This is a genomic window from Prosthecobacter sp. (assembly GCF_044232965.1).
GTDB lineage: Bacteria > Verrucomicrobiota > Verrucomicrobiia > Verrucomicrobiales > Verrucomicrobiaceae > Prosthecobacter.
In genome coordinates, this window is record NZ_JBIIKX010000004.1 from 1 (window position 1) to 14634 (window position 14634).

The 14634-nt window shown below is 60.1% G+C and carries 10 protein-coding genes and 1 pseudogene; all 11 read left to right on the plus strand.

The window, feature by feature from the left end; all coding sequences use genetic code 11:
* Positions 1 to 135 precede the first annotated feature (135 nt).
* A pseudogene (locus tag ACILSI_RS02700) lies at positions 136 to 603 on the plus strand (DUF1552 domain-containing protein); the annotation flags it as partial.
* Positions 604 to 628: 25 nt separating this feature from the next.
* Positions 629 to 1387 carry a hypothetical protein gene (locus ACILSI_RS02705; protein ID WP_395720298.1) on the plus strand — a complete coding sequence of 253 codons (759 nt, stop codon included), beginning with the start codon at positions 629 to 631 and terminating at the stop codon, positions 1385 to 1387.
* 17 nt (positions 1388 to 1404) lie between these two features.
* Entirely contained in the window at positions 1405 to 2397 is a 993-nt protein-coding gene (locus tag ACILSI_RS02710; protein WP_395720299.1) for a G protein-coupled receptor LGR4, read from the plus strand.
* 153 nt (positions 2398 to 2550) lie between these two features.
* The gene (locus ACILSI_RS02715) at positions 2551 to 5487 is read left to right on the plus strand and encodes a DUF1553 domain-containing protein (RefSeq protein ID WP_395720300.1); all 2937 of its coding nucleotides are present in this window, start codon (positions 2551 to 2553) and stop codon (positions 5485 to 5487) included.
* A gap of 49 nt (positions 5488 to 5536) precedes the next feature.
* A complete protein-coding gene (locus ACILSI_RS02720; protein WP_395720301.1) occupies positions 5537 to 7153 on the plus strand; it encodes an L-lactate permease in 1617 nt (538 codons plus the stop codon).
* 60 nt (positions 7154 to 7213) lie between these two features.
* Complete coding sequence (locus ACILSI_RS02725; protein WP_395720302.1) at positions 7214 to 8647, plus strand: DUF1501 domain-containing protein; 1434 nt, start codon at positions 7214 to 7216, stop codon at positions 8645 to 8647.
* A gap of 56 nt (positions 8648 to 8703) precedes the next feature.
* On the plus strand, positions 8704 to 9426 hold the full coding sequence (locus tag ACILSI_RS02730) for a hypothetical protein (protein WP_395720303.1): 723 nt from the start codon (positions 8704 to 8706) through the stop codon (positions 9424 to 9426).
* The gene (locus tag ACILSI_RS02735; protein WP_395720304.1) at positions 9392 to 10048 is read left to right on the plus strand and encodes a hypothetical protein; all 657 of its coding nucleotides are present in this window, start codon (positions 9392 to 9394) and stop codon (positions 10046 to 10048) included. Before ACILSI_RS02730 ends, ACILSI_RS02735 begins: the two co-directional genes overlap by 35 nt.
* Before the next feature lie 20 nt (positions 10049 to 10068).
* Complete coding sequence (locus ACILSI_RS02740; RefSeq protein WP_395720305.1) at positions 10069 to 10527, plus strand: YhcH/YjgK/YiaL family protein; 459 nt, start codon at positions 10069 to 10071, stop codon at positions 10525 to 10527.
* Positions 10528 to 10615: 88 nt separating this feature from the next.
* Complete coding sequence (locus ACILSI_RS02745) at positions 10616 to 13168, plus strand: PSD1 and planctomycete cytochrome C domain-containing protein (RefSeq protein WP_395720306.1); 2553 nt, start codon at positions 10616 to 10618, stop codon at positions 13166 to 13168.
* On the plus strand, positions 13165 to 14613 hold the full coding sequence (locus ACILSI_RS02750) for a DUF1501 domain-containing protein (protein ID WP_395720307.1): 1449 nt from the start codon (positions 13165 to 13167) through the stop codon (positions 14611 to 14613). The genes ACILSI_RS02745 and ACILSI_RS02750 overlap by 4 nt, the downstream gene beginning before the upstream one ends.
* Positions 14614 to 14634: the final 21 nt, after the last annotated feature.

Sequence of the window (14634 nt, forward strand, 5' to 3'; positions counted from 1 at the left end):
CACGCACGCAAACGGGTGCTCAAGCTCTCGCTGCCTCAGAAAAAGCGCCCCTGGATGGACGCGATCTTCCGCCAAATCGAGGCCCGGCCACCACCCTTCGCTTACTCCATTGCATAATCCGGGTTCAAGCGACTCTTCGAAGCGCCGTCGGGCGGTTTGCAAAAGGAGCGTGAAGGGTTGGGCCGCCGCGGAAGCGTGCTGGAGGAGGCGCACGCTCTGGAGCTTCGAATCGGCAGCGAAGATCGTGGTAGTCTCGATCAATACTTCTCCTCAGTTCGCGAAGTGGAGATCCGGACCGAACGCGCCGATCACTGGCTCGACGTGCCGTGCCCGAAGATTGCAGAAAAGATCGCAAGCACCTCGCCCGCGTCATTCCACAAACCACGCTCGGCGATTACTACCGCAAGATGTATGATCGCATGGTGCTCGCGTTTTTAGACGGATGTGACACGCGTGGTTGCGTTCAGTTCCGGCGATTCAGGCAAAGGCCCGCCGATTTCTGAACTCGGCATCAATCAGACGCGCCATGCGCTCTCGCATCACAATCGCGATCTCGAACAGCTCGCCCGCCTCACGCAGAGCGATGCCTTCATCATGCAGTAGTTGACACACTTCCTCGACGATCTCCGTGCCGTCAAAGATCGCGCGTGAGTTCCGACTCGCGATTTTCAAGTTCGTCGGCAATCCCATGCAGCGCGGTTTCTGGCCTCGCAGTCTGCTCGATCAACGCATCGCGGCCTTCGCTGAAAAAGTGCAGCACCCCGAACTCAATCAGGCACCGCTCTTCCTCTACGGCCACTCCAACGGCAACGGCTTCTCGGCCATCTATCCCGCTGTCGAAGGCTCACGCGTCTGGGCCTGGGTTTCCATGCGTCCTGGCTCTATCTTCCAAGTGTATCAGCCCAAAGCCGCCCAGACTCCAGGCATGGTCATCTTTGGCGAGGACGATCCCTTCTTGGCCCGTCCGTCCAAAGAGCAAAACATGGCCGTCGTCGAAGCCATGCGCCAAAAAAACGCGGCGCTCTGGCTTTACGCTGTTGAGCCAAAGACGGGTTACGGCCCTGGCGAGAAAACCTGGCCGCTCGTCTTCTCCTTCCTGCGCCATAGCTTCGCCGCCCGCGTTCCTGCCGATACCAATCCAGCCAAAGGCCCGGTGAAACTCACCCCGCTCAAAGTCGAAGCCGGTCATACCGGCCAAAACTGGAACACAGTAACGGGCGGATACCAAACGATGCCCATCGCACCCATCGCACCCATCGCACCCATCGCACCCATCGCACCCTTCGCCGACTTCACCAGCGATAAATCTACCGCCTCCTGGCTCCTCAACGCCGCCTTTGCCGCCGACTGGCAAACATTCCAACGCGACGGCCAGCTCGCTAAATAATCTCACCACCAACCAACATGAAACTCACCCTCGCCCTATTCGCATCCCTCAGCGTCTACGCTCTCGAGCTCGATCCTCACGTCGAAGCCGTCACCCGCATCGTCGAAGGCGCCAAGGGCAAAGTCGAGAAGACCGAGGACGGCCAGAGCCTCAAACTCGTCGATCTCCAAGTGCCGAATGCCGGACCACACGATCACCGCAAAGACGATCCGTATGACGCGGCATTCTTCGAGCACCTCAGCCACATCACCACGCTGGAGTCGCTGAACGTCATCTCCACCAAAGCCAACGACGAATGGATCGCGCCACTCGGTAAGCTCACGAACCTCAAAACACTGCGCTTTACCAACAACGGCAAACTCACCGACGCCGGCATGGCGACCTTTGCTGGGCTCAAAAACCTCGAAACCTTCTCCTTCGTCGGCACCGCCATCACCGGCAAAGCTTACGCTCAATGCGCAGACTGGTCCAAAGTCATCAAAGTCAGCCACCGTGGTAGCAGCATCAACGATGAAGGCCTGAAGGAACTCTGCGATCATCTGCCCAACCTCGAAAGCATCAGCCTTGCCCACGCCAATTTCACCGACGCTGGCGCGCCACATCTCGCCAAGCTCACGAAGCTCAAAGGCCTCGAACTCGGCACCAAGAACGCCACGCCTGCGTGCCTGAAGAACCTTGCCAGTCTGCCGCTGGAGTATTTGCAACTCGGCGATGGCCTGGATGTCCCTGAAGGCATCGCCGCCATCAAAGCCGTCGCCACCTTGAAGCACGTCACGCTCACGGACTGCTCCAAACTCGACGACGCGGGCCTGAAACTTGCCGCCGACCTCAAGCAGCTCGAACAACTCGAACTCGGCCGCCTCGCGCTGCCCGATGAACGCATTCCACAACTTGCTGCCTTCGCCCACCTCAAGGAATTGAAGCTTATCGACCGCTCCAAAGGCTACTCACCCGAGACGCAGGCCAAAATCAAAGCCCTGCTGCCGAAGGTCGATGTGAAATTCCAGTGACTCCTTTTTCCTGCGCTTGCTTGTTCTTGGAGATGTAACTCATCGAAAATCCAGGCGGTGAAGGTGGCAAAATGTGAGGCGGCTGACGATCCAAGGGGTGTCCCGCGCTCGCGTGGCATGAAAACGCCGTTCACAGGCCGTATTGGATATCTCATGCGCCACTTCTGTCTCATCGCTCTCGCTGCCACGCCCGCTTTCGCGATGGATTTTGTGCGCGAGGTGCGCCCCATCTTTGAAAAGCACTGCTATGAGTGCCACGGCGCGGAGAAACAGAAGAACGACTATCGTCTGGACATCAAGGCGGTCGCTTTGAAAGGTGGCGTGGATCACGCGCCGAACATCATCGCTGGCAAAAGCGCGGAGAGTCCGTTGTTCCGCTTCGTGAGTGGCACGGACAAAGATCTGTCGATGCCGCCGAAATCGAAGCTCAGCAGCGCGGAGATCGACACGCTGAAACGCTGGATTGATGAAGGCGCGGTGTGGCCTGATGGCGTGGATGTGGCAAAACTGGAGGACAGAACGGATTGGTGGAGCTTCAAGCCACTGAGCGGAGGGCATAGGACGAAGGGCGGAGGGATTGATGCCTTCATTCAGTCGAAGCTAAAGGAACAAGGCCTCCCCCCCTCCCCTCAGGCTGACGCACGCACGCTCATCCGCCGCCTCTTCTTTGATCTCACTGGCCTACCTCCGACGCCGTCAGACATGTCAGACTGGTCGGACCTGTCTGACGGACGCTATGAAAAGCTCGTGGACACGCTCCTGGCTTCCCCCCGCTACGGCGAACGCTGGGCGAGGCACTGGCTGGATCTTGTGCATTACGGCGAGACGCATGGCTATGACAAAGACAAGCCGCGCAACAACGCCTGGCCTTACCGCGACTACGTCATCCGCGCCTTCAACAACGACAAGCCTTACTCTCGCTTCATTGAGGAACAGATCGCCGGAGATGCGCTCTATCCCGGCACCACGGATGGCATCACGGCGCTTGGGTTCATCGCAGCGGGGCCGTGGGACTATATCGGCCACGCGGAAGTGCCGGAGACGAAGCTCGATGGCAAAATCGCGCGCCATCTCGATCGCGATGACATGGTGCAGAATGCCATCGGCACCTTTTGCAGCCTCACCGTGCAGTGCGCACAGTGTCATTATCACAAATTCGATCCCATCTCACAGGAGGACTACTACTCGCTCCAGGCCGTGTTCGCCGGTATCGACCGCACCGACGTGGATTATTATCCCGACGATGCTTCGATGCAGAAGTTCGCCGCACTTCAAAAGCAGAAGAAGCAGCTCACCGACGAGATCGCCGCGCTGGAGGAGCCTTTGAAAAAGAAAGCTGGTGAAGCCTACACCGCGCTCAGCAAGCGCATTGACGGCGCGGCGGAGAAAGGCGCGAATCCAAACGCAAAACCTGACTTCGGCTACCACAGCGCCATTTCGCAGACGCAAGACGCCGTGAAGTGGGTGCAGGTGGATCTCGGCAAGAGCGTGCAGGTCGAGCGCATCGTGCTGAAGCCCTGCTACGACGACTTTGGCAAGATCGGCGGCGGCTTCGGCTTCCCGGTGCGCTTTAAGATCGAGGTCAGTGATGATCCCACCTTCAAGACCGGTGTCACGCTCGTCTGGCGGAAACACGACGCCACCTTCATGAATGATTTCGCGAATCCGGGGCTCAAGCCCTTTGAAACCGGCACAGCGGGAGATGACGGTGTCACCGGTCGCTTTGTGCGCGTCACCGCCGTGAAGCTCGCGCCGCGCATGAACGACTACATTTTCGCGCTGGCCGAGATGGAGGTCTATGAAAGCAAAAGCGGCCCCAACCTCGCCGCAGGCCGTCCCGTGACCTCGCTCGACAGCATCGAGGCCGCGCCGCGCTGGCGAAAAGCCAACCTCACCGATGGCATTGCCCCCGAGAGCCGCACCGAGGAGGACAAGCTGAAGCTCATCCGCGAGCGCGATGCCCTCATGCTCGCGCAAGCTGATGAAGCCACGAAGAAGAAGCTCCATGCCGCACGCAAGCAGCGCGATGCCTTGCCGCAACTACCCGCACCGCAGAAAGTTTATGCCGGAGCCGTCCACTACGGAAGCGGTGCCTTCAAAGGCACGCACGGCGTTCCGCGTACTATTCAGGTGCTCAAACGCGGCGACATGAAGCAGCCCGCGCAGGAAGTCAGCGCTGGCACGGTGACGGCACTGAGTGAGCTGCTCAAAGTTCCATTTAAGGTGGCCGGAGATTACGAATCTGACCGTCGTGCTGCTTTGGCGAAGTGGATCACCGACAAAAACAACGCGCTGACTTGGCGCAGCATCGTGAACCGCGTGTGGCAGCATCATTTCGGTCGAGGTTTGGTCGATACCGCGAATGACTTCGGCCGCATGGGCGGTAAACCGAGTCATCCTGAGCTGCTTGACTGGTTGGCGGTGACCTTCCGTGATGATTTCGGCGGCAGTTTGAAGAAGCTGCACAAACTCATCGTGATGTCGGAGGTTTATCGCCAAGCGTCCGACGCATCCGACCTATCGAAAAAGTCTGACGCCGCGAACATGTGGCTCTCTCATCAAAACCGCCGCAAACTCGACGCCGAGTCCATCCGCGACTCGATCCTCGCCGTCAGCGGCAAACTTGATCTAACCATGGGCGGCCCGAGCTTCCAGGACTTCATCATCGACAAGCCGCAGCACAGCCCGCACTACGAATACCATCTGCACGATCCCGAGGACCCGAAGAGCCACCGCCGCAGCATCTACCGCTTCATTGTCCGCAGCCAGCAGCAGCCTTTCATGACCGTGATGGACTGCGCCGACCCGTCCATGCGCGTGGACAAGCGCAACGAATCCCTCAGCCCGCTGCAAGCGCTCGCCCTGATGAACAACGGCCTCACCGTCGCTATGGCGAAGCACTTTGCCAAACGTGTGAGCAAGGAGGCTCAAGGTCTCGAATCGCAGACGAAGCGTGCCTTTGCCCTCGCGCTGGCCCGAGAACCGAAGGCCGATGAACTCGCCCCGCTTGTGGATTATGCGAAACGCGAAGGCCTCGAAAACACCTGTCGCGTGATTTTGAATCTGAACGAGTTCAGCTTTGTGGATTGAAGCAGGATGAGTGGTTGCAAGTTTGGCATCATGTGGACGCTTTAGAGCCATGACTTGGTCCCAAAACTATGATCCTCTCGGCAATCTGATTTTTTCGTCGCTCGTGGCGGCGTTGCCGGTGTTGGTGTTGCTGGGCCTGCTGGCTTTTTGGCATGTGCGGGCGCATTTTGCGGCGCTGGCGGGACTCGTGGCAGCTGCGCTGATCGCTGTGTTTGTTTACCACATGCCAGCGCAACTCGCGGGCATGGCGGCGGTGAGTGGCGCGGTGTTTGGCCTCTTCCCCATCGGCTGGATCGTGCTGAACGCGATGTTCGTTTACAACTTGAGCGTGGAGACGAATCAGTTCGCTGTGCTGCAACGGCAGATCGCCAGTGTCTCAGGAGATCGACGCATCCAGGCGCTGATGATCGCGTTTTGCTTTGGGGCCTTCATCGAAGGTGCGGCAGGCTTTGGCGCGCCAGTGGCGATCACGGGAGCGCTCATGATCGGGCTGGGCTTCAAACCACTCGAAGCGGCGAAACTGGCGCTCATCGGCAACACCGCGCCCGTGGCGTTTGGTTCGCTCGGCATCCCGCTCACGACGATGGCGGACATCACCGGACTCGACCTCATGAAACTCAGCGCGATGGTCGGCAGGCAGTTGCCCGTCTTCTCATTGCTCGTGCCATTCTGGTTGGTGGCAGCGCAGGTTGGCTGGCGTGGGATGCTGACGGTCTGGCCTGCGTGTTTTGTCACCGGGGCGAGCTTTGCCGTGATGCAGTTTTTGATGAGCAACTACCATGGACCCTGGCTGGTCGATATCGTCAGCGCGGTGGTGGCGATGGCTTCGTTGGTGTTTTTCATGAAGGTGTGGAAGCCAAAGGAAGACACCGACATGGTTCCGACTTCGGAGCCACCCACAGCTCAGGCTTGGAAAGCCTGGCTGCCGTGGGTGTTTCTGACCTTGTTTGTGTTTGTGTGGGGCATCCCGGCGGTGAAGACAGAGTTAAACGCGATCTTCAATCGCGAGATCGAGGTGCCGATGCTGCACAAGGCTGTCGAACGTGTGCCGCCCGTGGTCGTGCATGCGGAGATGGAGAAAGCAGTCTTCAAACTGAACCTGCTCAGCTCCGCCGGAACGTCGGCGATGCTTGCGGGAATGCTCGCGGGTCTTTGCCTCGGAGTATCGCCGCTTCGGTTGCTCGGCATCTATGGACGCACGATTTGGAAGCTGCGTGTGTCGTTGCTCACTATCTCGCTCATGCTCGCCATGGGTTACGTCACGCGCTACAGCGGCACGGACACCACGATGGGACTCATGATGGCCTCCACTGGCATGCTGTTTCCCTTTTTCTCACCGATCATCGGGTGGCTCGGCGTGGCGCTCACCGGCAGCGATACCTCATCGAACGTGCTTTTTGGCAATCTCCAGCAAGTCACGGCGAACCAACTGAATCTCTCACCGATCCACATGGCGGCCTCCAACAGCTCCGGTGGCGTGATGGGCAAGATGATCGACGCGCAGAGCATCGTCGTCGCTGCCGTGGCGACGGGTGGCCGCCCAGATAGCCCCGACGCTGGCACGGTGCTGCGCAGCGTCTTCTGGCACAGTGTCGCGCTGGCTTTGCTCATGGGCATGCTGGTGATGGCGCAGGCGTATTGGCTGCCGTGGATGGTGGTGAAGTGAGCCGCGATTGCGTGACAAGGCGTGACTCGCATGTCGCGTATGGATAATAGATACTCCTGAATGCTCACCCGCCGCCAGCTTCTTCAGACCACCGGACAAGGGTTCGGCGCGCTCGCGTTTGCCTCCCTGCAAGCGGGCGAGACAGCTCATCGCTCACAAGTCGTCGCGCCGAAGGCAAAGCGGGTGATCCAGCTCTTCATGGGCGGTGCGGCGTCGCACGTTGACTTGTTTGATTTCAAGCCGGCGCTGATCAAGCATCACGGCGAGGAATCGGACTTTGGTGAGAAGGTGGAGGCGTTTCAAAATGGGCTCGGGCCGTGGAAGAAGCCGGTGTGGGACTTCAAGCCCTATGGTCAGAGCGGCAGGATGCTGAGTGAGGCCGTCGCACCGCTCGGCGCGTGTGCGGATGACATGGCCTTCGTGCATAACATGGTGGGCAAGACCGGCGTGCATTCGCAGGGAACGTTGCTGCAAGCCACGGGATTCAATCTGCCTGGCTTTCCAGGCATGGGCTGCTGGGTGAGTTATGCGCTCGGCTCGTTGAGCGACAACCTGCCCACGTTCGTCGTGCTGCCGGATCACCGCGGCTTTGCCTCGAACGGGCCGAAGAACTGGGACAGCGCCTTTTTGCCCTCGCAGCATGCTGGGACGATCATTTATCCAGGAGCGGAGACACCCATCGCGGATCTGTTTCCGCACAAATCAGGCCGCTACATCTCAGCGCGTTCAGATCGCGCCGGATTTGAACTGCTGGAGCAGCTGAACCGCAAACACATGCAGCAACGCGAGGAAGACAGCCGTCTCGACTCGCGCATCCAGAGCTACGAACTCGCCGCGAAGATGCAGCTCGCCGCGCCGGAGGCGCTCGACATCTCGAAGGAGTCCGAGGCGATCAAGGCGATGTATGGGATTCAAGAACATCGCAAGGTCTGGCCCACGGAGATCAATGCCGAGGAAGAAGCCGACTACATGGGCCGCAAGTGCCTCGCCGCGCGGCGTTTGCTCGAGCGTGGCGTGCGCTTCGTGCAGATCTGGAGCGGCAACGACAACGGCTTCCCGCGCCGCAACTGGGACAGCCACGAGGACGTCGAGCGGGATCACGGTCCGCTCGCCTGGGGCATGGCGAAGGCGGTTTCAGCGCTCATTCTCGATCTCAAACAGCGCGGCCTGCTTGATGACACGATCATTCTCTGGACCACCGAGTTTGGCCGCATGCCCAGCACGCAGGGCGGCAAAGGACGCGACCACAACCCCTACGTCTTCACCAACTGGCTCTGCGGCGGCGGCATCAAAGGCGGTGTCACAGCGGGCGAGAGTGACCAATGGGGCTACAAGCCCCTCGACCGCGCCAACCCGACGACCTGCTACGACATCCACGCCACGATGATGCAACTGCTCGGCATTGATCACGAGAAGCTCACCGTCCGCCACAACGGACTCGACCGCCGCCTCACGGATGTGCATGGGCATGTGATCCGTGATTTGGTGGCTTGATGAAGCCTTTCAGGATCGTGATTAACTTGATCCTCGCATCCCGTAGTTCATCGGGCATGAACAAATTCCTGATTCTCCTCTCGGCACTGACCCTTCAAGCTCTGGGCCAGCCGCTTCGGCTCGCCACGTTTCGCGCGGACATCACGCCGCCCATTGGCGCGCCGTTGTGTGGTGGATTGGTGAAGCCGGTCGCGGGAGTCAGCGAGCCTTTGCTGGCGCTGGGAGTGGTGATTCTGAGCGACGACAAGCCGGTGGTGCTGTGCGCGGTGGACTGGTGTGAGATTCGCGCGGGGGATCATGTGCATTGGCGTGAGGTGCTGGCCCGGGCGGCGGGGACAACACCGGAGCGAGTGGCGGTGCAGAGTTTGCATCAGCACAATGCGCCGCTGGCGGATACGGCATCGCACAAGCTGCTGGCGGGGTTTGTCTCGCCTCCGAAGGTCCTCGATCTCGAATGGGCGGAACGGGCGCTGGCGGGTGTGGCGTCGAGTATTGAAGCGGAGTTGAAGAAGCCGTCGCCAGTGACACACATCGCGCATGGTGAGGCGGCGGTGGAAAAGGTGGCGTCAAATCGCCGCATCATGGGCGAGGATGGCAAGGTGGCAAAGATGCGGCTGAGTTCGACCAAGGACGCGACATTACGCGAACTGCCGGAAGGCACGGTCGATCCGATGCTGAAGACAATCAGCTTCTGGAACGACGAAAAAGAAGCTCGCAGCGCTGCACTATTACGCAACGCATCCGATGAGCTACTATGGCGACGGCATGGTGACGTCTGATTTCGTCGGCACGGCGCGTGAGCAGCGAACGAAGGATGATGGCGTGCCGCATGTCTATTTCACCGGCTGCGGCGGCAACATCGCGGCGGGTAAATACAATGACGCCAGCAAGGAAAGCCGGGTGCGTCTGGGCGAAAACATCCACACGGCAATGGTGAAGTCCGAGCAGGAGATGAAACGGGTGCCGCTGACAAAGATCGAGTGGCGTGCGCGCCCGGTGGTGCTGAAATCGAACACCGAATTCCCCGAGGAACGCATGATGAAGGTGATCGAGAACTCAGCGGCCGCTCCTTCGACTCGTATCAGCGCGGCGTTCCGCGTGGGATTCATCCGCCAGAGCGCGGCGGGCGTGCCGATTCAGTTCACGAGCCTGCATCTGGGCGATGACGTATGCCTGCTGCATCTGCCGGGAGAAACATTCATCGAGTATCAGCTCTTTGCCCAGCAGCAGCGTCCCGGCGGTTTTGTGGCGACGGCCAGCTACGGCGACGGCGGGCCAGGCTACATCCCGCTGGAAAAATCTTTCGCCGAAGGCGGCTACGAGCCGACACAGGCCTTCGCTGCACCGGAGTCAGAGAAGGTGATGCGGGAGACGATTGTGGAGTTGCTTCGCGCAAAGTGACTTGGTAACGATGACGCCTCATGATCCTCGACACTCTCGACCAAGCAGCCCGCTACGAATCGCTGAACTCCCGCTTCGCGAAGGCCTTTGCCTTCCTTCGTACGGTAGATGGCACGCAGGCGTTGGGCAGACATGATCTCGATGGCGATCACTGCTTCGCGCTGGTGCAGACCTATGAGACCAAGCCGATGGAGAAAGCGAAGTTTGAAGCGCATCGCAAATACATCGACGTCCAGTTCATTTACAGCGGCCGCGAAACCATCCTTTGGGCACCGCTGGCGGCGATGAAAGAGGAGACGATGGCTTACACCGAGGAAAAGGAGGCCGCGTTGTGGAAACTGGTGCCGGATGTGACGCCTCTGCACATGAGTGGTGGGCATTTCGCGATCCTGTATCCGCAGGACGCTCACGCGCCATGCATTGAGTGGGAAAAGCCTGAACAGGTGTTCAAAGTGGTCGTGAAAGTGGCCGTGGAGTGAGGTAGAGGCAAAATCGGGTGCTTCTGGGGCGTAGGTTTGTGCCCCCCCAATGAAGCTGACGCCTGCTGTTTTCCTTTGTTCCCTCGCCGTGACTGCTCACGGCGCGGATGCCGTGCTCACGTTTGAAAAAGATGTGCGGCCGATCTTGAAGACGCACTGCACACATTGCCATGGCGAGGAGGAGAAGCCGAAGGGCAAGCTCGATCTGCGGCTACGGCGGTTCATGGACAAGGTCGTCGTCGCGGGCGATCCTGAAAAGAGCAAGCTCGTTGAGTTGATCCGGTCCGGCGAGATGCCGGAGAAGGGGAAACCGCTCGCGGAAGCCGAGCTGGCCGCTATTGAGAAGTGGATCGTGCAAGGCGCGAAGACGGCGAAGACCGAGCCGCTCGCGCTGGCACCGGGACCGATCATTTCAGACGAGGATCGTGAGTATTGGGCCTTCCAGCCGATCCAGAAGCCAGCGGTGCCGAAGAATGTGGATGCGCAAAAAATGCGCACGCCTGTGGATGCCTTTGTTTTGGCCAAGATGAGTGAAAAAGGCCTGCAAATGGCCCCGGAGGCTGATCGCAGGACATTGATCCGCCGCGTGACGCTCGATCTGACCGGTCTGCTGCCGACACCAGAGGAAGTGGACGCATTTGTCGCCGACAAATCGCCGCTGGCTTACGAACAGCTCGTGGAGCGACTGCTGGCCTCGAAAAACTACGGCGAGCGCTGGGCGCGGCATTGGCTGGATGTGGTGGGCTATGCGGACTCGAATGGTTACACCGAGGCGGACAGCGTCCGCCCTCACGCGTGGCGCTATCGCGACTATGTGATTCGCTCAATGAACGAGGACAAGCCGTGGGACCAGTTCATCCAGGAGCAGATCGCGGGAGACGAACTCGCTGGCGCGACGCATGGCGACTATCAGCAGGCCGTGCTCGATCCGAAGAGAACCGACCAGCTCATCGCCACCGCGTTTCTGCGCATGGCTCCCGATGGCACGGGCGACACGGTGGATGATGCCAAGCTCGCCAAAAACCAGGTCATTGCCGAGCAGATCAAGATCACGACGTCCTCTCTCATGGGCATGACCGTGGCGTGTGCGCAGTGCCACGATCATCGCTACGATCCGATCACGCAGGCCGACTACTATCGTCTGCGGGCCGTCTTTGATCCAGCCTATCATTGGGAAGCGTGGCGCGCGCCCAACAGCCGCCTCTACTCGCTTTACACTCCGGAGCAACGCGCCAAAGCCGCCGAGATCGAGGCAAAAGCCAAGGAGATCGAAGTCGAAGCCCGTGCGATGTCGAAGAAGTTCCTCGATGAGATCTTCGAGGTCGAGATCAAGAAGGTGCCGGAGGCCGAGCAGGCCGCGTTCCGAGTGGCCCGTGACACGGCGGTGGCCAAGCAGACGCCGGAGCAGAAAGCGCTCATCAAGAAGTACCCCTCCGCGCTAGCCACCTACTCGCTGGATCTCTACGACAAGAAGAAGCAGGACATCGTCGATGCAAAGATGGCCGAGGCCACGAAGCTCCGCGCCACGAAGCCTGCAGAAGGCTTTGTGATGGCGCTCACCGAGGTGAAAGGCCAGATGCCAGTGTCGAAGCTCTTCAACCGTGGTGATCACGATCAACCAAAGCAGGTCGTGCAGCCCGGCGAGCTGGGCATTCTCGCCAGCCCACAGATCGAGCCCTTCAAGCCCGTGCCTGTCAGCAGCGGTTCCAGCGGCCGTCGTCTCGCGTATGCGCAGTGGCTTACGAGTGGGAAGCATCCGCTCGTGGCGCGAGTTTTGGTGAACCGCTTCTGGCTCAATCACATGGGTCGCGGCATCGTGAACACGCCCGGCGATTTCGGCCGCCAAGGCGAACTGCCCACCCATCCTGAACTGCTCGACTACCTCGCTGATGAGTTCGTGAAGAGCGGCTGGAAACTGAAGTCGCTGCATCGCCTCATCATGCTCAGCAGCGCCTACCGTCAGTCATCCGTGAATGATGCTTCGCTGCGTGCCGATCCCGAAAACCGATTCTATGCCCGCTTCAAAATGCGCCGCCTCGATGCCGAGACGCTGCGTGATTCGATGCTCGCCACCACCGGCACACTCGTGCAGGCCAGCTACGGCCCGCCGAGCGGCATCGGTCGTGATCCACAGGGCCGCGTGATCACTGGCATCGACAAAGGCACCATCACCACGCACAAAGTCGATCCCGCCGGTGCCGATGACTTCCGCCGCTCAATTTATGTGCAGGTGCGCCGCAGCAAGCCCGTCACCGTGCTCGACACCTTCGATGCACCAACGATGAGCCCGAACTGCGAGATGCGCAGCCAGACCACCGTCGCACCGCAGTCGCTCTTGCTCATGAACGACACCTTCGTGCTCGACAGTTCACGCCGTCTTGCCGATCGCGTCACCGCCGAGGCCCCGAACGACCGTGCCAAGCAACTCCAGCGCGTCTGGAGCCTGCTTTACAGCAAGCCCGCGACCGACACCGACATCGCAAAGTGCCTCAGCTACCTCGACGAGCAAACCAAGGCGCTCACGCAGTATCACCACGACATTCAGCACGCGAAAGGCGTCGTCCCGAATCCACCGCAAGAAGCCATGGCCAGCCTGTGCCAGATCCTTTGCAGCTCGAACCGTTTCCTCTACGTCGAATGAACCGCCCCCAACTCTGCTCACGTCGTCATTTCCTTCACGCCAACGGCTTCGGTCTTGGCACCGTGGCGCTTGCCTCCTTGCTGGAGCGCGATGGCCTGCTCGCCGCGCCGGTGAAGCCGGAAAGCTTTGGCGAGATCCGCTACGATCTGACGCCGAAGAAGCCGCACTTTGAGCCTCGCGCGAAGGCGATGATCTCGCTCTTCATGATGGGCGGGCCGTCGCAGATGGACCTCTTTGATCCGAAGCCGATGCTCACGAAGTATCACGGCCAGAAATTCCCCGGTGAGATCAAATACGACAACCTCGCACAAGCGTCGGCGAAGTGCTTTGGCTCGCCGTGGAAGTTCGAAAAGCAGGGCCAGTGCGGGATGGAGATCAGTGAGTTGCTGCCAAACCTGAGCAAGGTGGTGGATGAGATCACACTGATCCGCTCGATGACCTCCGGCGTGAGCAATCACGCGCAAGGTCTCTACGCGATGAACGGAGGCCGGATCACCGCCGGACGCCCCGCGCTCGGCTCGTGGCTGACGTATGGCCTCGGCAGCGAGACGGACGAACTGCCGGCCTACATGGTGCTCTCGCATCCTGGCGGCCTGCCGACTTTCCAAGGCGAGCACTTCACCAATGGCTGGCTGCCCGCGCTGTTCCAAGGCACGCTCGTGCGGCCCACCGAGCCGCGCATTTTGAATCTCGATCCGCCCGCCTCACTCGCCGGTGCGCCGCAGGAACGGCAACTCGCGTTGCTGAAGGCCTTCAATGAGGATCATCTCTCGCAGCATCGCGGCGAACTTGATCTCCAGGCCCGCATTTCCAGCTACGAACTCGCCGCAAAGATGCAGACCGCCGCGAAAGAGGCGCTCGACATCTCGAAGGAGCCGGATCACGTCAAAAAACTCTACGGCGTCGATAATCCGATCACGAAGGACTACGCCACGCGCTGCATCATCGCGCGTCGCCTCGTCGAGCGCGGCGTGCGCTATGTTCAGGTGCTGAATGCGGGTCAGTCGTGGGACCAGCACGGCTCGCTCATCACCGCGCTGCCGAAGAACTGCGAAGCCACCGATCAGCCGAGCTCGGCGCTCATCAGCGATCTCAAACAGCGCGGTCTGCTCGACACCACCGTCGTCCATTGGGGCGGCGAGATGGGCCGCCTGCCTGTGCTGCAAAACGACGCAGGCCGCGAGAAATGGGGCCGCGATCACAACACTTACGGCTTCAGCATGTGGGTGGCCGGTGGCGGTTTCAAGAAAGGCTACGTCCACGGCGAAACCGACGAATTCGGCCACAAGGCGGTCATCGACGAGGTAAAGCACTTCGATTATCACGCCACGCTGCTGAAGCTCTTCGGCCTCGACCACAGCAAGCTCACCTACAAGCGCAACGGGCTCGCTGCCTCGCTCACCGACAACCAAGGCGCGAAAGTGGTGGATCAACTCATCGCATAAATCGCAGTCACATCGCCGCTC

What these genes read in the sequence shown, in the direction of transcription:
- ACILSI_RS02710 (WP_395720299.1), top strand. Translation starts at nt 1,405, where the DNA reads ATGAAACTCACCCTCGCCCTATTCGCATCCCTCAGCGTCTACGCTCTC.
- ACILSI_RS02715 (WP_395720300.1), top strand. Translation starts at nt 2,551, where the DNA reads ATGCGCCACTTCTGTCTCATCGCTCTCGCTGCCACGCCCGCTTTCGCG.
- ACILSI_RS02720 (WP_395720301.1), top strand. Translation starts at nt 5,537, where the DNA reads ATGACTTGGTCCCAAAACTATGATCCTCTCGGCAATCTGATTTTTTCG.
- ACILSI_RS02725 (WP_395720302.1), top strand. Translation starts at nt 7,214, where the DNA reads ATGCTCACCCGCCGCCAGCTTCTTCAGACCACCGGACAAGGGTTCGGC.
- ACILSI_RS02730 (WP_395720303.1), top strand. Translation starts at nt 8,704, where the DNA reads ATGAACAAATTCCTGATTCTCCTCTCGGCACTGACCCTTCAAGCTCTG.
- ACILSI_RS02735 (WP_395720304.1), top strand. Translation starts at nt 9,392, where the DNA reads ATGAGCTACTATGGCGACGGCATGGTGACGTCTGATTTCGTCGGCACG.
- ACILSI_RS02740 (WP_395720305.1), top strand. Translation starts at nt 10,069, where the DNA reads ATGATCCTCGACACTCTCGACCAAGCAGCCCGCTACGAATCGCTGAAC.
- ACILSI_RS02750 (WP_395720307.1), top strand. Translation starts at nt 13,165, where the DNA reads ATGAACCGCCCCCAACTCTGCTCACGTCGTCATTTCCTTCACGCCAAC.